Source organism: Mycolicibacterium sphagni, assembly GCF_002250655.1.
Classification (GTDB): Bacteria; Actinomycetota; Actinomycetes; order Mycobacteriales; family Mycobacteriaceae; genus Mycobacterium; species Mycobacterium sphagni.
The window spans coordinates 101,697-125,908 of sequence record NZ_NOZR01000006.1 but is presented as its reverse complement, the minus strand read 5'-3'; the positions used below and the strand labels follow the sequence as shown (position 1 = coordinate 125,908).

The window sequence follows — 24,212 nt, the reverse complement described above, 5'->3', positions numbered from 1 at the left end:
CCCCGGTTTCCTTCGCCCGTCCCCCCAGACTGCGCAGTAATTATTATTAAAGCCGTCAATTACCGAAAAGTCGCGGTTTCTGCCAGCACAGGCGCCGGAGGTGCGCGCTCGGCATACTGCGTGCTGCTCAGTCCAGGATGTGCCGCCGGCGCGCTTCGGCGATCGACTCACCGCGCTTGCCCACACCGAGCTTGATGTAGATGCTCTTCAGATACCACTTGACGGTATTGATGGTCACCCCGAGATTGCGCGCGATCTGCTTGTTCGACAGGCCACTTTCCAGCAGTCGTAGGACGTCGATTTCCCTGGCGCTGAGCGGCTCTTCGGGCAGCGGCGATCGATCGGCGACGCGGGCGATCACGGGAATCGCTGCGCTGCGGGAGTCGGCGTGAGCGGTGGCCAGGAGGCGGGAGAGATAAGTGGGGGGCACCTCGGGAACCCCGATGGGATGTCGGCTCGTCCGGCTGGCCTCACGAAGTGACGCGATCATCGCCAGGACCTCCGGGCCGCTGTCGATGACTGTACGGACCAGACCCGATCGCGCGCCCGCAACCAGTGCGGGGACCAGTGTTTCGGTTGCGGCTTCGGTATCTCCGCGGACGTAGAGAGCTTTGGCCAGCTTGAGAGTCGCGCCGACCTCGGAGTATCGCCAGCCGAGCGCCCTGCTTTCCTTCTGCATCGCCGTGAACAGCCGGATCGCGCCGTCGTAGTCGTCCTGGGCGCGCGATAGTCGGGCCTGCATCCCGAGGTGGCAATACCGCACGGCTGTCGCGATCCCATCACGGCCGCTGGTGACATCCTTGGCGCTGGCGGCGAGTGCGTCCTGGGCGCGGGCGATGTCGCCGACCGCAAGGTGCAGGCGCAGGCTCTCGCTGTGCAGTGCCGCAGAGAGCCGAGGCATCGAAAGCTGTTGTGCTGCCTCGAGGCCCTCCTCGAGAAGGGTCATGGCTTCCTCGATGTCGCCGCGCAGGACCTTGATGCGGGCCAGCGTGCCGTACGTCGCGATCATGAAATCGGCGACACCGCTTTCCGCCCCGAGTTCGTGGCACTCCTCCAAAAGCTTTTCCGCAGAGTCGATATCCCCGTATTCGTAGTGCAGCTTGCCCAGCAAGGCGCCCGCAAGCCGGGCCGCGTGGGAGTGCTGCCCGGCCATTTGCTCTGCCAGCTCCCTGGCCTCGGTATAGCGCCTCTCGGTGCTGACGAGATCGAGCCGGGCGAACGAGGCCAGGCCCGCGAAACACCGTCCGTACACGCCGGCGAATGGTCCAACGGCGCTCTCGTGGAAGGGAATAGCCCAGCGCTGGCGTGCTTCGGCGGCCTCGTAGTCGAAGGTGTGGATGTCGACGAAGGTGCGGATGTTGGCCGATACCGCCACGAGGAACGGCCGATATCCGGAATTCTCCTCGAGGCACGGCGCGACGAGATCTGCCGCTCGGTCGATGCGGTCGCCGTAGACGTCGATACACGCCTGTACGACGTCGATTTCCCCCAGGACGCCGCTACTGTCGGGCGCCGAACCCAGTGCGGCACGGGCGAGGTCGAGTGAGACCTGGGCCTGCGCGCTGCGCTGCAACAGGCAATTGGCCCAGGCGACAGCGATGTGCAGGTTCGGCCGATCGCTCAGCAGCGACTTGGGCAGCTTGTTCACCAACCCCAACAGGCTGGCCATCCGGCTGTGTTCGACCAGTGACATCGACTGTTGCTCAACCAGATCCACCGCTGCGTGCCCATCGCCGGCGGCGAGTGCGTGAGTGACGGCCTCGCTGAGGAGTCCGTGATCGGCGAACCAGGCAGATGCGTTGCGGTGCAGGGCAACGATCTTGTCGCCGTGATCGCGTTCCAGCCGTTGACGCAGGTATCCGGCGAACAGGTGGTGGTAGCGGAACCATTCGCGGTTGTCGTCGAGCGGCCGCAGGAACAGGTCGCGTTGTTCCAGCTCCTCGAGGATGGCCTGCCCGCGGGGGTGGCCGCTGACGGCGGCGGCCAGCCCGCCGCAGAGGCGTTCGCAGATCGAGGTGGTGACGAGGAACTCGAGCAAATCGGGCGGCAGTGTGTCGAGGACGTTTTCGGCCAGGTAGTCCCCGATGGAGTTGTGCCGGCCGGAGAAGTCGCGAATCAGCGCGCCCGGGTCCGGGCTGTTGCGCAGCGACAGCGTGGCCAATTGCAAAGCGGCCACCCAGCCCTCGGTGCTGGACCACAACGTGTGCACGTCGTCACCGGTGAGGTCCAGGTCATTCAGCTCAAGTAAGAATGCCGCCGACTCCTGGCGGTCGAAACGAAGTTGTGTGGCGTCGATCTCGTGCACCTGTTTGCCGACCTTGAGGCGGCCGATGGCCGGCCCCCGAGTCCGGCTCGTCACGATCAGATGCAGGTTGTCAGGTCCGACATCGAGCAGGAACTCCAATGCGGCCGTGGCGCCTGAGCTTTCGATGAGATGCCAGTCGTCCAGGACGACGGCGAGGGGACGTCCGAAATCGGCGCATTGATTGACCAGCTCGGCCAGCACATACCGCTCGGTATCGTTGGACTCCTGTTCCAGCAGCCCGGCCAGATCGGCGCCCACCGTCGGCTCCACTCGGCGAACAGCTTCGACGAGGTGACCGAGAAACGACGTGGTGTCGTTGTCGTCGCGGCCCAGCGTGATCCAGGCGACCGGCACACCCTCGGCGCTTAGCACCCGCTGCCATTGCGCGGCCAACGTCGTCTTGCCGAAACCCGCTGGACCGTGGATCAATACCAGGCGCTTGGCGCGGCCAGCGTGCAACAGATCGATGAGGCGCTCACGCGTGATGAGCCCGTCATCCAAGGCCGGGGCCCGCAATTTGGTTGACACGACCGGAGCGGACTGCCTCCTCGGCTGCATCCGGCGTGGCCTCCCGTTGGGCGATGGATCCAGCCGCCATTCGCGTGCCGGTCAATTCGATGATGTCAGATAATTCCTGTCCTTCAACACCTGGGCCCTTTCCTAGTGAGTTCAAAGGTCGTTTGCTCGGTGTTCGGGTAGTCCCGGTGGGCAAAGCGGGTGGCGGATCGGTCAAACGTCATCCCCGCAGCTAACTTGACGTATCGGCTTTCACTCGCGCGGGCAGGTTGGCCGCCCAACCAGCCCTGAGGACGTCATGACCGACTCCATCGACGAGGCCATTACCGGGAGGGGCCTCGTCGCGGCTTTTCAGCAGGTCGTGGAACTACCTAGCGAGGCAGTGGTCGGCTACGAGGCGCTGGCACGTTGGCCGTCGCTGAATAACCCCGCTCCGATCGATGTCTTCAGTCGGGCGGCGAGGACCGGCCAACTCGAGGCTCTCGATCAGGTGTGCATCCGCGCTGCGGTCCGGGGCGCGCTGCACGGCGATTACACGCCCGGGACCCTGTTGCTGGTCAATTGCGAGCCGGCGACCGCAACGGTCGATCCCACTATCGAGCGCGACGTCAGGCGCGCCGCCGCAGCATTTCGACTGACGTTCGAAATCACCGAACGCGGACTGCTGGCCAGTCCGCGCGCCCTGTTGCGCAAGGTCGCCGCACTGCGATCCCTCGGTTTTGCGGTCGCGCTGGACGATGTTGGCTCCGATCACGATTCGGTGGCCCTGCTCGATGTCGTCGCGCCTGACATCGTGAAGCTCGATATGGGGCTGGTCCAGCGCCAGCCGGACCGAATGCACGCCCGTACCGTGGCAGCGATCGTCGCCCACCATGAGCGCACCGGGGCAGTCATCTGCGCGGAAGGTATCGAGACAGCCGACCATCTCGAACAGGCGTTGGCCTACGGTGCGACGCTGGGGCAGGGAAATTGGTTCGGCGCGCCCGGGCAGGTGACGAGCACGCCGGAGCCGTTCACCTGGCCGGCCAGGCGCACACCGTCGCCCTCGGCCGCCTACCCGTCGACGATGGAGTCCGCCATTGCCGGCCTGCCCACCCGGATCGTGCGGAAGGAAACGGTGAACGCCCTGGCGCAGCACATCGGCGGTATCGCGGCGGCGGCGCCTAACGCCCCGATCGTGCTGGCGACCCTGCAGTCAGACGAGCAGTGGGAGCCGGAGGCAGAGCGGCTTTTTTCGAACGTCGCCGAACGGTCGCCGCTGGTGGCCGTCTTCGGCCGGAACCGGGCGAGGGATCTGGGGCCTCGGGTCAGGAGCGTGGCACTGGCTCATGATGACCCGTTGCTGCGAGTCTCGACGATCCTGGTGCTGGGCACGCAATCCGCGTGCGGGCTGGTTGCTCGCGAGCGGCCCAGTCCCGCAATGCATTCCGTCGGCGCCGGGAAACGAAAGTACGACATGGTGATCACCTTCGACCACGGGCGGGTGACCGCAGCTGCCAGGCCGCTGCTTGACCGGCTGCTCTGAGTCAGGTGTCTTGTCGGGGGCGGCAGCTAGGTTGTGCCGCATGAATTTCATTTCGACGCGAATCATCACCGCTGACGTCAAACGGCTCGTCGAGTTCTACGAAATGGTCACTGGGGTCGCGGCAGTGTGGGGAAACGAGCTGTTCGCCGAGATTCCGACGGGCATCGGCACCCTCGCGATCGGTAGCGACAAGACGGTGCCCCTGTTCGCCGCCGGTTCGGCTGAGCCGGCCGCCAATCGCAGTGCGATCTTGGAGTTCATCGTCGAGGACGTGGACGCCGATTACCAGCGTCTGCGCGACCACCTCTGCGAGGTCGTGACCGAGCCGACGACCATGCCGTGGGGGAACCGCGCGCTGCTCTTTCGCGACCCGGACGGCAACCTGGTCAACCTGTTCACCCCGGTAACCGATGTGGCCCGCGCCAAATTCGGGGTCTGATCCGCGCTAACATTCCGAAAATGCGGGGAATTCGGGTGTCCAGAGTGCTTGCCGGCACGATCGCCATCGCGCTGATCACTGCCGGGTGCGGGGGATCGGGCTCGCCCGCTCAACAATCCACCAGCAGCGCGGCGGCCACGTCGCCGGCGCCGCCTACCCAGCAGGCGGTCGCTTACGGGACTCCGGTCGACGTAGCCTCCTCGGACGGGTCGATCGCGACTTATACCGTCGACAACCTGCAGCCGGTGCCGCCCGACGCCCAGATCGTTCCTGCCAAGGGCACGATGTTCGCCGTCGATGTGACCATCGTCGCCAAGACCGGGACGACCACCTACAACGGCTTCTGGTTCGTCGCGCGGGCCGCCGACGGGTCGAATATCGCCCCCGCCGTCGGCGCCGTCCAGCCGGGGATCACCTCAGGCCAGCTGGCGCAGAGCCAGCGGATCGCCGCCCACGTCGCCTACGACGTCCCGAAGGGTCAGACCATCACCGGGATCATGTTCCGCGACCCCAAGGGCAAGGTCTTGGCGGTGTGGGCGTCGGGGTAATGGGCATGCGACGCACTCTCGGACGGTTGGCGGCGCTCATCGGCGCCGCCGCGGCGCCGATCGTGTTCGCTTCGGGTGCTTCGGCTGACACGGCTCAGGCCACTATCGACGAGTTGCAGGCGCAGGGCTATATCGTGGCGATCAACTGGGTCGACGGCAACACCGGTGCCCCGCTGTCATCGTGCCGGGTGGTGGCCATCCACAACCCGGACAGCTCGCCCGGGGAGTCGTCGTCGGCGACCACCGTCTACGTCGATCTGTCCTGCCCGCGTCAACAGGCCCCCGTCGGTATCGGCGGCGGCATCGGGTTCTGAGCGGTGAATCAGTCTGCGATGACCTGGATTTCGTCGCCGAGCTGGTAGTCCCGCACCAGTGGCAGGGTGTCCCCGCTCCAGAAGCGCCCGGGGTCGAACCAGTTTTCGTTCTTCTCGGTGACCAACAGGCCCATCTCCTCGTAGGTGATGGCGACCGTTTCGGCGCAATAGGCCGTCTGCAGCCCGAGTTCACGCTCGGCGGCCTTGTGTCGCTCGGCTGACTCGCGAACTTTCTTGTGCACGAACGGTATTCCGCGAGTCCAGTCGCTGGCCGTGGGCAGCCGGCCGCGCAGCCAGCGGCCGGTCAGCCGTGCGGTGGACGGAAACGGGGTGCCGTCCATCCGGGCGATCACCTCCAGCATCCGGTCTTCGTGTTCGAGGGTCACCTGTGGGCTGAGCTGGCGTAGCCAGCAGCGCTGGCCGTATTGCCCCAGCCACTGCTCGACGGCCGCTCGGGCGTCGTTGAGCTGCACCCCGCGGTGATTCGTGCCGGTCCACAGATCGAGCAGCTTGTGGCCGAGCTCGGCATGCCACATCAGCGGCGGCAGGTCCTCGAGCGCCACCGTCATACCGACATGGTTGACGGGTGCGTTGGTCAGGGTCTGGATCGCCCGGTCCGGGCCGGACCCACCGCGAAACAGCCAGACATCACCGGTGCGGGTCTCGTTCAGCGCCTGTGTCAATGACACGGTGTGCTCACTCACCAGGGCAGCTTAGTCTGGTCGGCATGCGTGGCATCTGGAAGTGGATTGGGCTGGCCGGTGCCGCCGGCGTGGTCGCCGGTGGCGTACTCGTCGCACGGGACCAGCGCCGCCGCAAGGCGTACACGCCCGACGAGATTCGGGCACGGCTGCATCAGCGCCACGCCGAGGCCGCCAACAACTGATATGTAGGCACCCGTTGTCAATAGGCAGGTGAAAGCCGCCCCGGTTTTGATGCCGGAGCGGCTTTCGTTTGATCGGTGCCAGTCGGTGTTGCGGCGGTCGTTGGTCAACGACGGTGGTGTCAGACTGATATACGCGGGTTGGGTACCGCAAGACGATGGTTCGGCGCGAACGGTGGCTGCTCTCTAGGGACGGGCGTCACATCAATATTCAGTGAATACTGTTGTGGCTCATAGCTGTAACGCAGATCCAGTTCGCCTACCTCGCCGTCAACCAATCGACTCCGATCAAGTTTCGGGTATGGGCCGTTAGTTCAGTGTCGCCAGCGACCAGCACCACCCGGCCAGCTGGCGGGCGACCGCGACGTTGGCAACGACATGTGGCTTCTTGCGCTCGTTGAACCGGCACCACTGCTGGTACAGGCGCCGGTTGCCGGCATGTCCGCGATCCTTGAGTGCCGGGTCGACCTTGGCCCAGCGGGCCCGCATCGTCGGCCCGGGATTGCGATAGGCCGCCCGGTGATGCCACGCCGACTCGATCAACAACCGCCGGACGTGGGCGTTGCCGGCCTTGGTGATCGAACCCTGCACCCGGGAGGCACCCGAGGAGTACTCGGTGGGAACCAGGCCGACGTAGGCACCGATCGAAGACCCGGTGAAGCGCGTCCAGTCACCGATCTCGACCGTCAACGCCAACCCGGTCAACGCCGAGATTCCGCGCAAACAGCCCAGCCGGTCGACCTGATCGGCCCATCGCGGTGACGCCGCCACCGTGACGATCTGCTCGTCAAGGCGGTCTCGAGCAGCCGTGGCGGTGAGTACCGCATCGAAGTAATGATCGAAGGCCGCTCTGGTGTGGGCATCGTCGAAGCGTTGCCGACGCAGCCAGGTCTCGTGCACGCCATTCCAGGCTTGCCCGCCCGAATACACCCGGCCCTGGCGCAGCAGCAGCTTGGACAACCGGTGCCGAACGCGCATCAAATCCGCGCGGGCATCTTCGCGAGCCCGCACCAGATCCCGCACCGCCTCCACGTCGGCCTCGGGCACCGTGACCGCGGTGACCTCACCCAACCGCAGCAGCCGGGTCAAATGCGCGGCATCCCGGGCATCGGTCTTGACCCGATCCCCCGCGGGGCGGATCAACTTCGACGGCGCGGCGACCACACAGTCAATCTGTGCAGCGGCCAACGCCCGCGCCAGCCCGAACCCCGTCGGCCCGGCTTCATAGGCCACCCGCACCGGGCCACGCAGCCGGTGCAACCAAGCCAGAATCTCGCCGTGATCGGGACACAACCGTGCCCGCTCGACCCGACCCGTTTCCTCATCGACAGCATGCGCAACCACCGAAAGCGCGTGCACGTCCAACCCCACACTCGTACCGTTAAAACTCACCGGAGGCCTCCTGATCTGCAACTGTGGCTCTACTGGTGCGAGTGTTCACTCGACACCGGCAACCCACGTCCGATTGCAGCCCGAGGCCTTCGGCCTCAAGTCAGCCTCCATACCGTCTAGGCGGCCACCGCGTAGAGCCGGTGGGTGCCGCTGAACCCCTTGAGCTCGGCGTCGCGGCCCTGATCGAAGGTCTGCTGATCGCCGACCGCGGTACGTACCGACTCGCTGACCAGGATCTCCCCACCGTCAGCCTGGCCGGCCACGCGGGCGGCCATCGCTACATTGCGGCCGAATACGTCGTCGCCGCGCAGCACCGACTTACCCATGTGGATCCCGATCCGTACTCGAATGCTGTTGTGCCGGGCTCGTTTCGCGTCACGCTCCAACTCTCGTTGCATCGCCACCGCGCATCTCACCGCGGCGGTGGGATCACCGAAGGCCACCATGAACCCGTCGCCCTGGCTCTTGACAACGTGCCCGTCGTGGGCCTTGACCAGTCGCCGGACCAGCCGGTCGTGGCTGCCGATGAGCTTGACCCACGCTCGGTCACCGATGCGTTCGTTGAGCGCGGTGGACTCTTCGATGTCGGAGAACATCACCACCAATTTGCCGTCGGGAGCCAGCCGGGCCAGGTCCGGTCGCTCAACGTCGGCCCAGTCAGCGAGTTCCTCGATCGAGGACCGCACCGCACCGCCGAACCCCTGGGTACGCACCAGGTTGGCGGTCTGCCACACGGTCTTGACCGCCTCCCTGCCGCCGGTCCACAGCATGTTGCGGGTGTCGAGACGGGCGCGCAGTTGCTCGGCTTCGTGCTGGCTGGCCTGCAACCGTGCGCGCAGCACGAGCAGCGCGACGGCCTCGGCCACGGCCAGCAGACCCAATATCGCCACCGCGATCATCCAACCCACTCCTGCGCCGCCCTCCGGTCGGGAATCCTGAACTGATGATGCCTCCCTACTACGAGAGCAGATTCATTCGCGCCAATCACCCGGATCGGGCGCAGGCCATCTGGTTGCGCTGGACCCTGCTTCTACCCGTGCCCGGTGAACCGGTGGCCGACGTGTGGGTGATGCTGTTCGATCCGGACGGCAGCGGCAATCGCGCGCTCAAGGTGCCGCACTCGGTGACGGCGGCCGACTACCTGTCCGATCCGTGGTCGGCCAGGATCGCCGACTCGGTGATCGACGACGTGCACGCTCAGGGAGTGCTGGAGGGGGCCACCTGGGATCTCGCCATCGCCCCCGGCGCAGAGCGGGCGGTCAGACTGCTCAGCGACCGCGGGTACAAGGCCAGGTTCCCGACCGCGAAGACCATGGTGCGCCACCCGCTGGCCCGCTTCGACGGCTCCGTCGCGCTGGGCGAGTCACACGTCGCGATCAAGGACTGGACCGGCAGCGTGAACCACAACTGGGGCAGCAGGCACACCCCGGCGTACGCCTTCGGCCAGGTGTGCGGATTCGACGGCCAACCGAATTCGAGCCTCGAGGTCGTCACCGCGCACGCCGCCGTCGGGCCGCTGCGGCTCCCGGCGGCGACGTTGTTCGTGCTGCGTCACGCCGGGTGGGACGTCGCAGTGCGGACGGTGCTGGCAGCCCGGCACACCCGGGGGTCCTACGAGCCGTTCCGCTGGTCGTTCAGTGGGCGGACCGACGGCTTCGAGCTGCGCGGAGAGATCAGCGCCGAGCCGGACGACGTCATCGGGCTGACCTACACCGACACCAACGGCAAACCGAAGTACTGCTACAACACCGCACTAGCGGACTGCCGAATCACATTGTCGGGTAACGGAGTTGACGCGGAACTGGTGGCGTCTCGTCGGGCCATGTTCGAGATCCTCACCGACGAGCGCCACAGCACGGTGCCGGTGCTGGTATAGCTCCTTTATGCCAGCACCGGCTGCCCGGTGCGATTGGCATCGCCGATGCCTCGGCTGGTTTCGCCATTCACGTTTTGCGGGACGTCGCCGGCCAGGGTGACGCGGTGCATCACGCGGCGCTGGTTGTCGTAGTCGTCGATGGCGCGATGCTGGGTGGCGCGGTTGTCCCAGATGGCAACGTCGCCGCTTTCCCAGTTCCACCGAATCACGTTCTCTGGCTTGGTGATTCGCCGCTGCAGAATCTCGAAGAGGGTAGCCGACTCGTAGGGGTCGACGCCGAGCAGCTGACGTACGAAGAGCCCGAGCAGTAGGGATCGCTCGCCGGTTTCAGGGTGCACCCGGACCACCGGATGTTCCGTGCGGAAGTCCGGTGCGCTGAACGAGTTGACGTTGGCGGTGTTGGTGGTGGCGCCGGAGGCGGCTCCGGCCATCGATGCGGGGGCGGCGGCGTAGTCGAACGCATTGCTGTGGAGGGCCCACATATCGTCGGCCATGGCCTTCAACGATGGCGGAAGGTGATCGTAGCCGGCGACGGTGGAGGCCCACAGCGTCGATCCGCCGTACGGGGGCAGAGTGACCGCCCGCAGGATCGAAGCCTTCGGGTAGTCGGTAGTGAAGGTCACGTCGGTGTGCCACTGAGTGGCCTTGCCCCACTCGGAGTCGATCGGCTGGATTAGTGCTTTGTCCTCGTCGACGTGCCGGATGGTGGGATGCCCCACCGGCGTGCCGAGAAGTTGACCGAAGGCTTGCTGTTGGGCGTCATCGAGGTGGTGCTGGTCGCGGAAGAAGATCACCTTGTGCCGCAATAGCGCCTCGTTGATGGCCGCCACGGTCTCCGGGGGAACGTCCGCGCCGAGTCGAACTCCGTCGACGCGTGCGCCGATGCGACTGCTGAGCTTGGTGATCGTGGGCAGATGGGTGGTGATTGTGGCCATGTCGGCTTCCTTGCTGGCAAGTGACTGTGTAGTCAATCGTCTACGGTATCTATGATCGGTTACTGTATACGAATGACTACACCGCGTGGAAGTGAGTTGGGTCACTCTGGGTCGTTACCGCCCGCGGGACGCGACGAGGTCGTCGCAGCCACACTCGTGGCCGCGGCGGACCTGTTCGCCGAACGCGGACCGGCCGCCACCTCCATTCGTGACGTCGCCAGCCGGGCCGGAATCAACCACGGGTTGATCCACCGCCATCTCGGCAGCAAGGACGCACTGGTGGCATCGGTGCTCGACTACCTCGGGCAGCACCTCGCCGACCTGCTCGCAAAGCAGGCGCCGGCGGAGGTCGTGGAGGCGGCGATTGACCGGCAGTTGCGGGTCGTCGCCCGCACCATCCTCGACGGTTACCCCATCGGGGAACTTCAATCCCGTTTCCCGAACGTCGAACAGCTCCTCGACTTCACCCGGAGCTACTTCGACGACGACGTCGACGCTCGGCTAGCGGCCGCGCACGCCATCGCGCTGCCGTTGAGCTGGCGGCTCTTTGGTGCCTTCCTTCGTGCCGCCACCGGGCTCAAGGATCTCACCGAGCAACAGCTCGACGACTCGATCCAGCGCACGGTCGACCGGATCGCCACCGGCGGCGACCCGGCACGGCCAATCACCGGCGTGCAGTTGCTTGGGACCGGGGACGTGCCGTAGGCGCACGTATGCGTAGCAGTGGTCTGCACACGTCGAGTAGCGCATCACTCTAGGACGCCGGCTCGAGTGTGCGGACCCTGAGTTCATGGTCGCTACCCAGGAAACCGTCGCCGTCAGCGCGCTGCCCTTGGCGCCTAAGAACCCGATGTCGAATCGCGATGCGCTGCGCGCGCTGCGCCATTTCCATACCGGCTTCGAGCAATTGCGCGACGCCGGCGGTCCCGTGACCCGAGTGCAGTTCGGCCCGAAATGGCTGTGCCCCCCACTGGTGGCGGTGACATCGCCGCGGGGCGGCCGGGACATGATCGGGCGGACCGACGCCTTCGTGGACAAGGCGAGCGTCCACCTTGAAGTTCGTAAACTGTTGGGCGGCAACCTGTTCTGCCTGCCCCACGATGAGTGGCTGCCTCGGCGGCGCAGCCTCCAGCACGTGTTCACCAAGAAGCATGTCCTCGAGTTCGGCGGCCACATGGCCCAAGCCGCCCAAGCGATCTGTGACAGCTGGGCCGACGGCGCCCAGATCGACCTCGACAGCCAAAGCCGGCTCCTCACGCTGCGGGCGCTGGGCCGCTCGGTACTGGGAATCGACCTCGACGAGCGCAGTGAGCAGATCGCCGGGCCGCTGCAGGTCGCCCTGTCCTACGTCGCCGATCGAGCGATGCGCCCGATCCGCGCGCCGGACTGGCTGCCGACGCCGGCGCGGCGCCGGGCCCGTAACGCGAGCAAGACTCTGCACAACCTCGCCCGCGAGATCCTGGCGGAATGCCGGCGCGATCCGAATCGCGACGCCCCGCTGGTCCGGGCATTGATGGCCGCGGTCGACCCCGACACCGGGCAGTCGCTGACAGATGCCGAGATCTGCGACGAGCTGATCGTGTTCGTGCTGGCCGGTCACGACACCACCGCGACGACCCTGACTTATGCGCTGTGGCAGCTGGGCCGCAACCGCCATCTGCAAGACCGGGTGCGCGCCGAGGTCCACGCCCTGGGGCCGGCCGGCCCTGCACCCGAGGATGTACCCCGGCTCACCTACACCACACAGGTGCTCCATGAAGCCCTCCGGTTGTGTCCGCCGGGTGCGGCGCTGTCCCGGGTGGCGCTGCGCGACATCGAAGTCGACGGCTACCGCGTCGAGGCCGGATCCCAGCTGGGGTTCGGAATCTGGGCAGTACACCGCGATCCGGCGTTGTGGCCGGACCCGTTGACGTTCGACCCGGACCGCTTCCGGCCCGAACGGGCCAAACAGATCGAGCGCTATCAATACCTGCCGTTCGGCGCGGGACCGCGGTCCTGCATCGGTGACCACTTCGCCATGCTGGAGGCCACTATGGCGCTGGCCACCATCATCGGGCGCTGCGCTATCGGCGCCCTCACCGACGATTTCCCGGTCGCCGTTCCGTTCACCACAGTGGCGAGCGGACCAGTCAACGCGATCGTCGTCAAACGTTGAGCAATCCCGCTTGCCTGAGCCTGTTACCTGCGTAAACTGCCTTCGTGGGGGAGAGCCGGATCTGGCCCGTCATGAGGCGGGGAACGGAACTCGCCGCCATCCAGGCGACGCTGACAGGGCGTGCCGGTACGTGCGGCGCACTGCTGCTCGGGGATGCGGGCGTCGGGAAAACCACGTTGGCCCGGATGGCCACTCAGCCGCAGCGCACCGGCGCCGTGTGGGTGGCCGGTACCGAGTCCGCCCGCGAGGTGCCGCTGGGCGTGTTTGCCCATCTGCTCGACAACCCGATGCCGGTCGATCCGGTTGCCATGCTGGCGAATGCATTTCATGCCGTGCGACGCGGGAAGCTGGCCGTCATCGGGATCGATGACGTCCACCTGGTCGACCACCTGTCGGCGACCCTGGTACATCAGCTCGCCGTCGAGGGGTCGGTGCGCATAGTGGCGACGGCCCGCACCGGTGAGCCGATCCCCGACACGATCACTGCGCTGTGGAAGGACGGCTACCTGGCGCGGCTTGACGTCACCCCGTTCACCAAGGGTGAGGCCGTCGAACTCGTCGAAACCGCGCTCGGCGGCCGATTCGAACAGCTGTCCGCGGACCTGATGTGGGAAGCGTCCAGCGGCAACGCGCTGTTCGTCCGGCACCTGGTCGAAGGCGCACTGGAGGCCGGCACCCTCCGGCAGGTCAACGACGTCTGGCAGTTGCGGGGCGAGGCGGCCTGCGCTTCCACGCAATTGGCTCCGCTGATCAGCAGCCGCCTCGACCGGTTGCCCGACGCGGAACGGCGGGCACTGCACCTGCTGGCGGTGTCCGAGCCGGTAATGCTGGCGGTGATGTCCGAGCTCGTCGACACTCATACCCTGGAACGCATCGAGCGGCGGGGTCTGATTCGCATCATCGACGATACCGGGACCGCCGATGTTCACTTCACCCACTCGGTGATCGGTGAGGTCATTCGGCAAGACCTCGGACAGGTCGCGAGTCGGCGACTGCGGGCCGAGGTGTTGACTGCGATGGACCTGCACCCGCCACAGGCTCCAGCCCAACGGCTGCGCCGTGCCCAACTGGCCCTGCACGCCGACATCAAGGTCGACACCGAATTCCTTTCGTGCGCAGCAGAAGATGCGATCGCTCTGATGAATATCCACCTGGCCGAGCGGCTGGCCCGCGCCGCCATCGGCCAGGGTGGAGGACTGGTCGCGAGTGAGCTGCTGGCTCGAACACTGCTCTGGCAGGGCAGAGCATCGGAGTCCGAGGAGATTCTGGCGTCGTTCGACCCCGACACCCTCTCGGAGTTCGACTTGGCTCGTTGGGGAATGGCGCGAATTGCCAACCTGCAGTGGTCGATCGGCGACAGCAAAGCTGCCGCCGAGATCCTCGCGATGCTCCAGCAGCGCGTCAGCCACCGGCGAGTCCGGCTGGTGGTCGACGGCCTCGCAGCAGCGCTCGCGGTGCTCGATAACCGCCTCGAGGAGGCCGCCGCGCTCGCCGATCAGGTGCTGGCCGATGACACAGCACCACCGATTGCCGTCGGGTGGGCGGTCTTTGGCGGTGCGATGGCCGCTGCTCTGCAGGGCCGCACCACCGACGCGGCGCGGCTGGCCGCGCGGGGTCACGCGATATACGACAAGATCGACGGGCTGCTGCGCTTCCTGCTGGCACTGGGCGAGGTCCGCGCGCTGACGCTGGCCGGGGATTTCGCTGCGGCGCAAGCCCGTTCGGGTGACATCGTGCGCATCACTTCGCCCAGCCAGTTCCGCGCCCGAGCGATGGCGAACGTTCTGGCCGGGACCGTCGAATTGGGCCGCGGGCAGCTGCGTGCGGCTATGGGGCGGTTGGAGGAAACCCTGGCCACTCTGACCGGAGAAACGGCCGCCTGGAACGTCCCCGCCAGATTGCTTCTGGTGCAATGCTATTGCGGACTCGGCTACGTTCAACTGGCCGCCCCGTTGCTGGCTGAACTGCACGATATTGTCGGCCGCGGCGCGACGATGTTCGAGCCGCCGGTCCGGCTCGCCGCGGCGTGGTTCGCGGCGGCTGAGGGATATCTCAGCGGTGCGATCGCCACGGCTCTGCGCGCTGCCGATCTCGCGGCCGAGTCAGGACAGCGAGCGATCGAGCTGATGGCGTTGCACGCTGCCGCGCGCTTCGGTGACAAGGCGTGCCTGCCCCGCGTGGTCGAGGTCGCTTCGGCGATCGGCGGCCCGCTGGCCGAGGTCGACGCGGCCCACGCCATCGGCCTGATGAACAGCGATGGGGCAGCGGTGTTTTCGGCATCGCAGGAGTTCGAGCGGATCGGCGCGTTGCTCTCGGCTGCGGATGCCGCCGCGCAGGCCGCGGCACTCTTCGACGCGGCAGGACGGCGGCGAAACTCGCTGGAAGCGGCAGCAGCGGCCGATCGGCTGGGTAAGGCCTGCGGGGGGCTGAAAACCCCTGCGCTGTGCGCTACTTCGCAACCGTTGCCGTTGAGCCCGCGAGAGCGCGAGGTCGCCCAACTGGTGGCCCGTGGCTTGACCAACAAGGAGATTGCCGCGCGGCTGGTGGTGTCGACGCGCACGGTGGAGGGACACCTCTACCGGATCTACGTCAAGCTCAACGTGACCGACCGCGACGACCTGGGGCGGATCATCCGTGGCGAAGGTAACGGTGACGCGCCTGGTTGACTGGGCGGATGACCATCCTCGTCGTCGGCAGGCTCGAACCGTCGCTGGAGAAGCAACTGACGGCCGCCCACACCCCCCTGCGGTTGCCGGCAGAGCCGGAGCGGGCCGACTTCCTGCAGCGGCATGCTGATGCCATCACCGTGATCGTGTGCGGCGGGCGGCCGGGGGTCGACGCCGCGCTGATGGAGGCGCTGCCCCGGCTGGGTGCCATCGTGAACTTCGGGGCCGGTGTCGACGCCATCGACGTGACCGCGGCCCGCGAGCGCGGGATCGTGGTGAGCAACACCCCCGACGTGTTGAACGACACCGTCGCCGACACCGCCCTGGGTCTGATCTTCGACACCCTGCGTGGATTCGCCGCCGCCGACCGGTATGTGCGGGCCGGCCGATGGGCCGCCGACGGGCCGTTCCCGTACACCCGCGACGTCACCGGCAGCCGGATCGGCATCCTCGGCCTGGGCCGGATCGGCGCTGCCATCGCCACCCGCTTGGCCGGATTCGACTGCGCCATCGCGTATCACAACCGCCGCGAGATCCCGGGCAGCCCCTATCGCTATGCTGCTTCGCCGGTGGAACTGGCCGCCTCCGTCGACGTCCTCGTCGTCGCCACCGCCGGCGGGCCCGACTCCGCACATTTGGTGGACCGCGACGTGTTGGAAGCCCTTGGCCCCCAAGGGTATCTGGTCAACATCGCCCGCGGCAGCGTCGTCGACCAGGACGCGCTGATCGAGCTTCTGCACGTCGGCCGGCTGGCCGGCGCCGGACTGGATGTCTACACCGGCGAACCCGACGTCCCGGCCGCGCTGCGGGAACTGGACAACGTGGTGCTGCTACCGCACATGGGCAGCGCGACCGCCCGAACCCGCACGGCGATGGCGACGTTGGCCATGCGCAACCTGGAGGAGTTCCTGACCAGCGGGCAGCTGGTCACACCGGTCTAGCGGGTGACGAAGGAGACGACCGCCTCGCTGAAGGCGTCGTTGTCGTCGCCGGCAGCGGTGTGGCCGGCATCGGCGAGCTCGACGAACTCGGCCTTGGGCACCTTGGCCAGGAAGTCCTGCACCCCTTCGGCGCTGACGACATCGGAGAGCTTGCCGCGAATCAGCAGGATCGGGATGGTCAGATCGATGGCTGCCTGCTCGAGGCGCTCCACCCGGACGAACGGATCGTCGTCGGGGGCGGTGAGGAACGCCGGATCCCAGTGCCAGTACCAGCGTCCGTCACGCAACCGCAGGTTCTTCTTGAGGCCGTCGAGGTTCTTCGGCCGCTTGCGGTGCGGCAGGTACTCCGAGATGGCGTCGGCGGCTTCCTCCAGATTCTCGAAGCCGTGCACGTGGCTGAACATGAAGTCCCGGATCCGGGCGCTGCCGCCCTTCTCGAAGCGCGGCACCACGTCGACCAGCACCAGCTTGGTCACCTTCTCCGGGCCGGCCTGCTCGGCGACCAGGATGCTGGTCAGCCCGCCCATGCTCGCCCCGATCAAGACGACCGGCCGGCCGATCTGCTCGAGCACCAGCAGAACGTCGGTGGACAGGGCATCGACGGTGTACTCGGCGTTGGGTGCCCGGTCGCTGTCGCCGTGGCCTCGGGCATCCAGCGCGATGACGTGGAACCCGTGCTCGGCCAGCACCTGACCGGTGTTCTTCCAGGAGAACCGGTTCTGGCCGCCGCCGTGCAGCATCAGGATCGTCGGCAGGTCCGGGGCCGACTCCGCACCGCGGTTCCACTCGTCGGCGACCAGAGCGAGCTCTTTGTCACCCCGGAACTCAACCGTCTGCGGACCGCTGTTTGTGCTGCTCACGGGCATCCTCTCAACCGAACCTGAACAGCACGTTACAGAGGCGTATGCGATGACTTTCCGCACCCCGGCCGGTCAATCCCACCCAGACCCTGGGACACTCCGGTGGCCGGCGGCCGGGAGCTGCTGTCCGATCCCGTGACGGGCCTCACAGGGCCTACCAGGTAGCCTTGCGCCCCAGGCCGGGTGATCCGGCCCGTAGCGCCGCAAAGGGAGAACTATGGCTGACGAGCAAGCCCCGTCCGAGGACGAGGCCGCTACGCCAGACGAAGCCGAAACCGGGGTCGAGGAGACCGAGCCGGCCCCGAAGCCCGCACGCTCGCATGTGCGCTTGGCCCTGATCGCCGGGATCGTCGTGGTGGTTGCCCTCGGTGGGCTGGCCGGCTGGCTCGGCTACCGCGCGTATGACGCCAGGAAGACCGACCAGCTGCAAGACCTCATCGTCGGGGTCGGCAGACAGGGCGCCATCAACCTGACCACTATCGACGCCGCCGAGGCCGACAAGGACGTGCAGCGCATCCTCGACTCGGCGACTGACCAGTTCTACGACGACTTCGCCAAGCGGTCCCAGCCGTTCATCGAGGTGGTCAAACAGGCGCAGTCCAAATCCGTGGGAACGGTCACCGAAGCCGGGCTCGAGTCGATGTCCGGTGAGGAAGGCCACGTGCTGGTGGCCGTCACCGTGGTGACTTCCAATCGCGGTGCGCAGAACCAGCCGCCGCGGTCCTGGCGGATGCGCCTGACGGTCAAGAAGACCGGTGCCGACGAAGCAAAGGTCTCGAAAGTGGAGTTCGTACCGTGACGACTGACGACAAATCCGAGCTCCCCGATCCTGAGGTCGTGGAAGCCGAGACCACCGCGGTCGAGCTCACCGACGCCGAGGAGACGCCGGCCGAGGAGACGCCGGCCGAGGCCATCACCGAACCCGAGGCGCCGAAGTCCCGCTTCAGCGTGGCCGGTGCGATCGCCTTCGGTCTGCTCCCGATCGTGGCGCTGCTGCTGGGTGCCGCCGCCGGCTACCTCAAGTGGGAAGACTCGTCTCGGCGCGACGCCGACCGGGCCCGCACCGAATCGGTGCAGGCCGCCAAGGACTCGACCGTCGCGCTGCTGAGCTACAAGCCCGACACCGTCGAAAAGGATCTCGGCGCGGCGCGCGACCGGCTGACGGGAAGCTTCCTCGACGCCTACACCCAGCTCGTAAACACCGTCGTCATCCCCGGCGCCAAGGAGAAGAAGATCTCCGCGGTCGCCGCGGTGCCGGCCGCGGCGTCGGTATCGGCCAAACCCGACCACGCGGTGGTGCTGCTGTTCGTCGACCAGACGGTCGTCGTCGGTACCGACGCGCCCACACAGACCGCCTCCAGCGTCCGGGTGACCATGGAGAAGGTTCACGACCACTGGCTCATCTCCGGGTTCGACCCGATCTAGCGAACGGGGGGTTCGATGACCGAGCCACGCTGGATCGATGTCTCGGCGCCGGCAGTGCAGCTGCGCGCACTCACCTGGGGTCCGACTGACGGCCCGATTGCCTTGTGCCTGCACGGCTTTCCCGACACCGCATACGGATTCCGGAAACTCGCACCGCATCTCGTGTCCGCCGGATACCGCGTGATCGCCCCGTTCATGCGCGGCTATGTGCCCTCGTCGATTCCGGCCGACGGCAGCTATCACATCGGCGCCGTGATGGACGACGCGCTACAGGTGCGCGCCGCGTGCGACCCCACCGAGGCCGATATCGTCATCGGTCACGATTGGGGCGCCATCGCCGCCACCGGCCTGGCTGCGATGCCGGACAGCCCGTTCGTCAAAGCCGTCGTCATGTCGGTGCCGCCGTCGGCGGCGCTGCGGCCGCGGGCAGGCAAGCCGCCGGCGAACCGTGGCCGCCTGCTGAAATTGTTGCCGAGACAGGTCCTGCGCAGCTGGTACATCACCTACTTCCAGTTGCCGATCCTGCCGGAGCGCTCGCCGTCCTGGATCGTCCCGCTGCTGTGGCGGCGCTGGTCGCCCGGCTACAACGCCGCCAAGGATCTGCGCCACGTCGACGCCGCGATCGGGTCCCCGGACCGCTGGCGAGCCGCGCTCGGCACCTACCGCGCGACCATTCGCAACACCCGCCCGCCGGCGCGCTACGCCGACCTGCATCGCTACTGGCTGGAGGTGCCGCAGCTGCCGACTCTGTACCTGCACGGCACCGACGACGGTTGCATGACACCGGAATTCGCGCCGTGGGTGGCTGAGGTCCTACCGCCGGGCAGCGAGGTGGCTCTCGTCGAGCATGCCGGACACTTCCTGCAGCTCGAACAACCCGACACGGTCGGCGAGTTGATCGTCGACTTCTTGTCGGCTACTTCTTCTTGAGGCTCGGATGGCTGCGGGCCAGCACTGGCAGCAGCAGCCGCTTCGGAGTCAGCTGGTAGACCACGGTGGCCGCGTGGTTGAGCCGCCCTGGTACGACGACGGGTTTACCCGCGGCCAGCCCCTCCACGGCGGCCTTGGCGACGTCCTCGGCCGACACCCACAGCGGCTTGGGCAGCGCGGCCTCGGCGTCCTCGTCGGAGATTCCCGCGGCCTCACCGAAGCCGGTCTTCACCGGGCCCGGGCACAGCGCGGTGGCGGTGACACCGCTAGGTTTGAGCTCCTCGCGCAGCGCGTAGGTGTAGGACAGCACGAACGCCTTGGCCGCGCCGTACACAGCTTGGCCCGGCAGCGGACCGAAGGCGCCCAGCGACGCGACGTTGAGAACCGCGCCACGCCGGCGGCTCGCCATCGCGCCCACGAACCGGGTGCACAGGTCGACCACTGCGGCCACGTCGACCTCCACCACGTTCAGCTCGGCTGCGGGATCGGCAGCGGACACCGGGCCGGTGGTGGACAGCCCGGCATTGTTCACCAGGATGTCGACTTCGAGGCCGAGTTCGGCCACCCGGTCGGGTAGCGCGGCACGGTCGCCCGGCTGTGAAAGATCTGCTCCGACAACCGAACTGGGGCCCTTCAACTGTTCAGCCAGGGCGGTGAGCTGCTCGGTGCGCCGGGCCACCAGCACCACGTGATGCCCACGGGCGGAAAGCTCTCGAGCAATTTCGGCGCCGATACCCGAGGATGCTCCGGTGATCAGCGCGGCACGATGGGGACCCGGGGGCGGCAGCACGGCTGCCAGCCTAGGACAATGGCGACAATGAACGCCAGCAGAGTCATGGCCGCGGGGGACGCGCAGATGCTCTGGATGTCGGCGGCGATTCCCAGCGACCAGCTGGTGGTTTATGCCTTCGACGGCTCGCCGGGCGAGGGCACCGACGCCGCCATCGACGAGCTGCGGGGGCGGGCCCAAGCGTGCGACGAGCTGCGGCTGCGGGTGGTCGACTCGGGTAGATGGCGATACCCGCGATGGAGCCGCGCGGACGTCGGTGCCGACCAGTTCGTGATTCACCAGGACGGGGGAGTGGACTGGCAGGACTGCCTGGACGTCGCGGCCCGTTTGCGTGGCGGCGATCCACTCGATCTGCACCGAATGACTTGGCGCGTACACATTTTCCCGCGAGTGCTGGGCGTGCCCGGCAGCACTGGCGTGGGCTCGGTGGTGGTGCTGCAGACCGGCCACGCGTTCGCCGACGGCAGCCGGGGGACGGCGCTCGGTGGAGCGCTGCTGGGCCGGAGTGCGCCGGTGCCGGTGCCCGTCGCGCCCCGGCGAGGCTTCCTGCCCGTGCGCGGTATCGCCGCTGCCCGGGCGCACCGCATGCTGGTGCGCGACACCGACGCCGGACTGGTGCCGCCGGCGGCGCCGGGATGCCCGTTGCTCAGCATCAACCAGCGGCCCCAGGCCACACCGGTGGTGCGGACCCTGGTGCTGCACCGCGATCGGCTTGCCAAGCCCACGGTGACGATCGGGACACTGGTCGCGGTCTCCGATGCGCTGGCGGGCTACCTAGCGCAGCGCGGCGAGGACACCTCGACGCTGAGGGCTGAGGTCACGATGGCCGGACCGCAGAACACCGGCGCGCACAACAACTTTCGCAATGTCGGGATCGGTTTGCACCCCGAACTTGACCGGGCTCGGCGGATCGAGGCGATCAGCGCCGAGCTGGCCGCCCAGCGCCGCCGCGGCGAACACCCGGCGATGCGGGCCGAGGCCGCCGCGTCCGCAGCCATCCCCGCCCCGCTGTTGCGCTGGGGTGTGGGGCAGTTCGACCCTGCGGCTCGATCGGCGACGGTCACCGGCAACACCGTGGTGTCCAGCGTGAACCGCGGACCGGCCGACCTATCGTTCGGCGGGTTCCCGGTGCTGCTCGCCGCCGGATTCTCGGGGCTCTCGCCGATGATGAGCCTGACCCACGGCGTGCACGGTCTCGGGGACACCGTGACGCTCAGCGTGCACGCCGATCCGGACAACGTCGATGTCGACGATTACCTGGAGCGCCTGCAGGCCGCGCTCATCCGGTGATCGGCTACGTCGGCTACGCATCTGCACAGCACGGGGGTCGATGCTCTAGGTTTACCTGCGTGACTGCCTACAGTGTCGGACTGCTCATTCTGCGCGTCGTCCTCGGCCTGACCATGGCCGCCCACGGCTACAACAAATTCTTCGGCGGGGGCCGGATCAAGGGCACCGCCGGCTGGTTCGACAGCATCGGCATGAGGCCCGGTGTCTTCCACGCGCGGGTGGCGGCGAGCACCGAAGTGGCTGCCGGCCTTGGCCTGGCCGTCGGGCTGCTGACCCCGGTGCCGGCTGCCGGGTTCGTGGCGCTGATGCTGGTGGCCGCCTGGACGGTGCACCGCCACAACGGGTTCTTCATCGTCAAGGAAGGCTGGGAGTACAACCTGGTGCTGGCCGCCGCGGCAGTCGCGATCGCCGCGACCGGCGCCGGGAAATTCAGCCTTGACTACGCCCTGTTTCATGGCACGAGCGTCTTCGGTTGGCTGCATGGGTGGTGCGGTCTGCTCATCGCGGTGGTGCTCGGTCTTGCCGGCGGCATCGGGCAGCTGGCGATCTTCTACCGGCCGCCCACCAAGGTCTGAACCGTAGGAGTCCCGCCGCGCGGGAATTCGCACCCGCCGCACTAGAACACGTTCTAGTGTTTCCGGCATGGGATTTCTGAAGCAAGAAGTACCCGTCATCGACTTCGAGACGTGGAGCCAGGGCACCCGCGCGGAGAAGATCAAACCGATGGCGCGGCACTGGGCCGAAGTCGGCTTCGGCACCCCGGTGGTCCTGCACCTGTTCTACGTCGTCAAGATCCTGCTCTATGTGTTTGTCGGCGCGTTGTTCGGCCTGGCCACCAAGGGCATTGACGGGTTCACCAACATCGGGTCGTGGTGGTCGGAGCCGATCGTCTACGAAAAGGCCGTGCTCTACACGATGCTGTTCGAGGTCGTCGGCCTCGGCTGCGGTTTCGGGCCGCTGAACAACCGCTTCTGGCCGCCGATGGGCTCGATCCTGTACTGGTTGCGCCCCAAGACGATCCGGCTGCCACCGTGGCCCAACATCGTGCCCCTGACCAAGGGTGACAGCCGCGGCCCCGTCGACGTGGTGCTGTACGCGGCGTTGATCGTGATGCTTGTGGTCGCGTTGTTCTCCGACGGCACGGGGCCGATCCCGGAGTTGGGCACTACGGTGGGTCTGCTGCCGACCTGGCAGATCGCGACGGTGGTCGCGCTGCTGGCGCTGGCGGGACTGCGTGACAAGGTGATCTTCCTGGCCGCCCGCGGCGAGGTGTACGGCGCCTTCGCGGTTGCCTTCCTGTTCTCCGGCGTCGACGTGATCATCGCCGCAAAGTTGGTGTGCATGGCGATCTGGATCGGCGCGGCGACTTCCAAACTCACCCGGCACTTCCCGTTCGTCATCTCCACGATGATGTCCAACAGTCCGGTGATGCGGCCGAAGTTCCTCAAGCGGATGTTCTTCGCGAAGTTCCCCGAAGACCTTCGGCCCGGCCGGATGTCGCACATCCTGGCGCACTTCAGCACGGCCATCGAGGGGCTGGTGCCGCTGGCGCTGTTCTTCTCCCACGGCGGCTGGCCGACCGCTGTCGCGGCGTTCGTGATGGTGTGCTTCCACTTCGGAATCCTGTCGGCCATTCCGATGGGCGTGCCGCTGGAATGGAACGTCTTCATGATGTTCTCGGTGCTGTCGCTGTTCGTCGCGCACGCCCAGATCGGGATCACCGACATCACCTCGCCGTGGCCGATCCTGCTGTTCCTGGCGCTCGCCACGACGGTGGTGCTCGGAAACACGGTGCCGCGCAAGGTTTCCTTCCTGCCGGGCATGCGTTACTACGCCGGCAACTGGGACACCACCCTGTGGTGCGTCAAGCCCTCGGCAGAGGCGAAGATCGAGCAGAACCTGGTGACGATCGCGAACATGCCGGCCGCTCAGCTCGAGAAGTTCTACGGCAGTAAGGAAGCCGCCCAGATCCCGATATTCATGGGGTATGCCTTCCGCGCCTTCAACACTCACGGCAAGGCGTTGTTCACCCTGGCGCACCGGGCCATGGCCGGACAGAACGAGGACGACTACTCGATCACCGACGGCGAGCGCATCTGCAGCATGGCGATCGGGTGGAACTTCGGCGACGGGCACATGCACAACGAACAACTCATCAACGCGATGCAGACGCGGTGCCAGTTCGAACCCGGAGAGGTACGCGTAGTGCTGCTCGACGGCCAGCCGATCCACCGGCAACGCCAGGCCTACCGCCTGGTCGACGCCGCGACGGGGGAATTCGAGACCGGCTACGTCAACGTCGCCGACATGGTCAACCGCCAGCCTTGGGACGACACGCTGCCGGTGCACGTCACGTCCGAGCGGCGGGCAGGAGCGCAGCGACCCGGGGAATGACACGGCGGGCAGGAGCGCAGCGACCCGG

General features: G+C 67.1%; 23 protein-coding genes. 16 read left to right on the top strand and 7 right to left on the bottom strand.

Annotated features, from left to right (window positions below; all coding sequences use genetic code 11):
* Positions 1-127 precede the first annotated feature (127 nt).
* A complete protein-coding gene (locus tag CG716_RS09110) occupies positions 128-2,833 on the bottom strand; it encodes a winged helix-turn-helix domain-containing protein (protein WP_234817768.1) in 2,706 nt (901 codons plus the stop codon).
* A gap of 286 nt (positions 2,834-3,119) precedes the next feature.
* Between CG716_RS09110 and CG716_RS09105 the strand changes: the two genes are divergently transcribed.
* Genes CG716_RS09105 through CG716_RS09090 form a run of 4 tightly spaced genes read left to right on the top strand, consistent with a single transcriptional unit; the run spans position 3,120 to position 5,647 of the window.
* Positions 3,120-4,346, top strand: coding sequence for a sensor domain-containing phosphodiesterase (locus tag CG716_RS09105; protein WP_094478656.1), 1,227 nt, complete (start codon positions 3,120-3,122; stop codon positions 4,344-4,346).
* A 40-nt stretch (positions 4,347-4,386) separates the two neighbouring features.
* Positions 4,387-4,785, top strand: coding sequence for a VOC family protein (locus CG716_RS09100; protein ID WP_094478655.1), 399 nt, complete (start codon positions 4,387-4,389; stop codon positions 4,783-4,785).
* A 20-nt stretch (positions 4,786-4,805) separates the two neighbouring features.
* Positions 4,806-5,333, top strand: coding sequence for a DUF1942 domain-containing protein (locus CG716_RS09095; RefSeq protein ID WP_094478653.1), 528 nt, complete (start codon positions 4,806-4,808; stop codon positions 5,331-5,333).
* Between the two features lie 5 nt (positions 5,334-5,338).
* The gene (locus CG716_RS09090; protein WP_133066898.1) at positions 5,339-5,647 is read left to right on the top strand and encodes a hypothetical protein; all 309 of its coding nucleotides are present in this window, start codon (positions 5,339-5,341) and stop codon (positions 5,645-5,647) included.
* Between the two features lie 8 nt (positions 5,648-5,655).
* On the opposite strand, the gene CG716_RS09085 is transcribed toward CG716_RS09090, so the two are convergent.
* On the bottom strand, positions 5,656-6,336 hold the full coding sequence (locus CG716_RS09085) for a guanylate cyclase (RefSeq protein ID WP_094478972.1): 681 nt from the start codon (positions 6,334-6,336) through the stop codon (positions 5,656-5,658).
* A 38-nt stretch (positions 6,337-6,374) separates the two neighbouring features.
* Here CG716_RS09085 and CG716_RS09080 point away from each other — a divergent pair, with 38 nt between their 5' ends.
* On the top strand, positions 6,375-6,533 hold the full coding sequence (locus tag CG716_RS09080; RefSeq protein ID WP_094478649.1) for a hypothetical protein: 159 nt from the start codon (positions 6,375-6,377) through the stop codon (positions 6,531-6,533).
* Positions 6,534-6,839: 306 nt separating this feature from the next.
* On the opposite strand, the gene CG716_RS09075 is transcribed toward CG716_RS09080, so the two are convergent.
* Positions 6,840-7,922, bottom strand: a complete 1,083-nt coding sequence (locus CG716_RS09075; RefSeq protein ID WP_165774078.1) for an IS110 family RNA-guided transposase — start codon at positions 7,920-7,922, stop codon at positions 6,840-6,842.
* Between the two features lie 116 nt (positions 7,923-8,038).
* Positions 8,039-8,821: an adenylate/guanylate cyclase domain-containing protein gene (locus CG716_RS09070; protein ID WP_207760611.1), complete on the bottom strand. Its 783-nt coding sequence runs from the start codon at positions 8,819-8,821 to the stop codon at positions 8,039-8,041.
* A 44-nt stretch (positions 8,822-8,865) separates the two neighbouring features.
* Between CG716_RS09070 and CG716_RS09065 the strand changes: the two genes are divergently transcribed.
* The gene (locus CG716_RS09065) at positions 8,866-9,798 is read left to right on the top strand and encodes a hypothetical protein (protein WP_094478643.1); all 933 of its coding nucleotides are present in this window, start codon (positions 8,866-8,868) and stop codon (positions 9,796-9,798) included.
* A gap of 5 nt (positions 9,799-9,803) precedes the next feature.
* On the opposite strand, the gene CG716_RS09060 is transcribed toward CG716_RS09065, so the two are convergent.
* Positions 9,804-10,733, bottom strand: a complete 930-nt coding sequence (locus tag CG716_RS09060; RefSeq protein ID WP_094478641.1) for a TauD/TfdA dioxygenase family protein — start codon at positions 10,731-10,733, stop codon at positions 9,804-9,806.
* Between the two features lie 72 nt (positions 10,734-10,805).
* Here CG716_RS09060 and CG716_RS09055 point away from each other — a divergent pair, with 72 nt between their 5' ends.
* From CG716_RS09055 to CG716_RS09040, 4 genes are all read left to right on the top strand, one after another.
* On the top strand, positions 10,806-11,438 hold the full coding sequence (locus CG716_RS09055; RefSeq protein WP_094478639.1) for a TetR/AcrR family transcriptional regulator: 633 nt from the start codon (positions 10,806-10,808) through the stop codon (positions 11,436-11,438).
* Positions 11,439-11,523: 85 nt separating this feature from the next.
* The gene (locus CG716_RS09050) at positions 11,524-12,888 is read left to right on the top strand and encodes a cytochrome P450 (protein ID WP_094478637.1); all 1,365 of its coding nucleotides are present in this window, start codon (positions 11,524-11,526) and stop codon (positions 12,886-12,888) included.
* A gap of 44 nt (positions 12,889-12,932) precedes the next feature.
* Positions 12,933-15,554, top strand: a complete 2,622-nt coding sequence (locus tag CG716_RS09045) for a LuxR family transcriptional regulator (protein ID WP_094478635.1) — start codon at positions 12,933-12,935, stop codon at positions 15,552-15,554.
* 8 nt (positions 15,555-15,562) lie between these two features.
* Positions 15,563-16,495: a 2-hydroxyacid dehydrogenase gene (locus tag CG716_RS09040; protein WP_094478633.1), complete on the top strand. Its 933-nt coding sequence runs from the start codon at positions 15,563-15,565 to the stop codon at positions 16,493-16,495.
* On the opposite strand, the gene CG716_RS09035 is transcribed toward CG716_RS09040, so the two are convergent.
* On the bottom strand, positions 16,492-17,361 hold the full coding sequence (locus tag CG716_RS09035; RefSeq protein ID WP_420093179.1) for an alpha/beta fold hydrolase: 870 nt from the start codon (positions 17,359-17,361) through the stop codon (positions 16,492-16,494). The two genes, CG716_RS09040 and CG716_RS09035, sit on opposite strands and share 4 nt — an antisense overlap.
* 211 nt (positions 17,362-17,572) lie before the next feature.
* Between CG716_RS09035 and CG716_RS09030 the strand changes: the two genes are divergently transcribed.
* The 3 genes from CG716_RS09030 to CG716_RS09020 are packed head-to-tail and all read left to right on the top strand — an operon-like array spanning position 17,573 to position 19,710.
* Complete coding sequence (locus CG716_RS09030) at positions 17,573-18,154, top strand: Rv1363c family protein (RefSeq protein WP_094478629.1); 582 nt, start codon at positions 17,573-17,575, stop codon at positions 18,152-18,154.
* On the top strand, positions 18,151-18,780 hold the full coding sequence (locus CG716_RS09025; protein WP_094478627.1) for a hypothetical protein: 630 nt from the start codon (positions 18,151-18,153) through the stop codon (positions 18,778-18,780). The genes CG716_RS09030 and CG716_RS09025 overlap by 4 nt, the downstream gene beginning before the upstream one ends.
* 15 nt (positions 18,781-18,795) lie before the next feature.
* Complete coding sequence (locus CG716_RS09020) at positions 18,796-19,710, top strand: alpha/beta fold hydrolase (protein ID WP_094478625.1); 915 nt, start codon at positions 18,796-18,798, stop codon at positions 19,708-19,710.
* On the opposite strand, the gene CG716_RS09015 is transcribed toward CG716_RS09020, so the two are convergent.
* Positions 19,697-20,500: an SDR family NAD(P)-dependent oxidoreductase gene (locus tag CG716_RS09015; protein WP_094478623.1), complete on the bottom strand. Its 804-nt coding sequence runs from the start codon at positions 20,498-20,500 to the stop codon at positions 19,697-19,699. The two genes, CG716_RS09020 and CG716_RS09015, sit on opposite strands and share 14 nt — an antisense overlap.
* A 27-nt stretch (positions 20,501-20,527) precedes the next feature.
* On the opposite strand from CG716_RS09015, the gene CG716_RS09010 reads away from it, so the two are divergent.
* The 3 genes from CG716_RS09010 to CG716_RS09000 all read left to right on the top strand — a co-directional run bounded on the left by CG716_RS09010 (position 20,528) and on the right by CG716_RS09000 (position 24,184).
* Positions 20,528-21,790 carry a WS/DGAT domain-containing protein gene (locus CG716_RS09010; protein ID WP_234817767.1) on the top strand — a complete coding sequence of 421 codons (1,263 nt, stop codon included), beginning with the start codon at positions 20,528-20,530 and terminating at the stop codon, positions 21,788-21,790.
* A gap of 59 nt (positions 21,791-21,849) precedes the next feature.
* Positions 21,850-22,365 (top strand): DoxX family protein, encoded by a 516-nt coding sequence (locus tag CG716_RS09005; RefSeq protein ID WP_094478619.1) that lies wholly within the window; start codon positions 21,850-21,852, stop codon positions 22,363-22,365.
* Between the two features lie 67 nt (positions 22,366-22,432).
* On the top strand, positions 22,433-24,184 hold the full coding sequence (locus CG716_RS09000; RefSeq protein ID WP_094478617.1) for a DUF3556 domain-containing protein: 1,752 nt from the start codon (positions 22,433-22,435) through the stop codon (positions 24,182-24,184).
* The last annotated feature ends 28 nt before the right edge of the window (positions 24,185-24,212 follow it).

What these genes read in the sequence shown, in the direction of transcription:
- CG716_RS09035 (WP_420093179.1), bottom strand. Translation starts at nt 17,361, where the DNA reads ATGCCCGTGAGCAGCACAAACAGCGGTCCGCAGACGGTTGAGTTCCGG.
- CG716_RS09000 (WP_094478617.1), top strand. Translation starts at nt 22,433, where the DNA reads ATGGGATTTCTGAAGCAAGAAGTACCCGTCATCGACTTCGAGACGTGG.
- CG716_RS09050 (WP_094478637.1), top strand. Translation starts at nt 11,524, where the DNA reads ATGGTCGCTACCCAGGAAACCGTCGCCGTCAGCGCGCTGCCCTTGGCG.
- CG716_RS09030 (WP_094478629.1), top strand. Translation starts at nt 17,573, where the DNA reads ATGGCTGACGAGCAAGCCCCGTCCGAGGACGAGGCCGCTACGCCAGAC.
- CG716_RS09100 (WP_094478655.1), top strand. Translation starts at nt 4,387, where the DNA reads ATGAATTTCATTTCGACGCGAATCATCACCGCTGACGTCAAACGGCTC.
- CG716_RS09040 (WP_094478633.1), top strand. Translation starts at nt 15,563, where the DNA reads ATGACCATCCTCGTCGTCGGCAGGCTCGAACCGTCGCTGGAGAAGCAA.
- CG716_RS09010 (WP_234817767.1), top strand. Translation starts at nt 20,528, where the DNA reads ATGAACGCCAGCAGAGTCATGGCCGCGGGGGACGCGCAGATGCTCTGG.
- CG716_RS09095 (WP_094478653.1), top strand. Translation starts at nt 4,806, where the DNA reads ATGCGGGGAATTCGGGTGTCCAGAGTGCTTGCCGGCACGATCGCCATC.
- CG716_RS09080 (WP_094478649.1), top strand. Translation starts at nt 6,375, where the DNA reads ATGCGTGGCATCTGGAAGTGGATTGGGCTGGCCGGTGCCGCCGGCGTG.
- CG716_RS09090 (WP_133066898.1), top strand. Translation starts at nt 5,339, where the DNA reads ATGCGACGCACTCTCGGACGGTTGGCGGCGCTCATCGGCGCCGCCGCG.
- CG716_RS09055 (WP_094478639.1), top strand. Translation starts at nt 10,806, where the DNA reads ATGACTACACCGCGTGGAAGTGAGTTGGGTCACTCTGGGTCGTTACCG.
- CG716_RS09065 (WP_094478643.1), top strand. Translation starts at nt 8,866, where the DNA reads ATGATGCCTCCCTACTACGAGAGCAGATTCATTCGCGCCAATCACCCG.
- CG716_RS09060 (WP_094478641.1), bottom strand. Translation starts at nt 10,733, where the DNA reads ATGGCCACAATCACCACCCATCTGCCCACGATCACCAAGCTCAGCAGT.
- CG716_RS09070 (WP_207760611.1), bottom strand. Translation starts at nt 8,821, where the DNA reads ATGATCGCGGTGGCGATATTGGGTCTGCTGGCCGTGGCCGAGGCCGTC.
- CG716_RS09105 (WP_094478656.1), top strand. Translation starts at nt 3,120, where the DNA reads ATGACCGACTCCATCGACGAGGCCATTACCGGGAGGGGCCTCGTCGCG.
- CG716_RS09020 (WP_094478625.1), top strand. Translation starts at nt 18,796, where the DNA reads ATGACCGAGCCACGCTGGATCGATGTCTCGGCGCCGGCAGTGCAGCTG.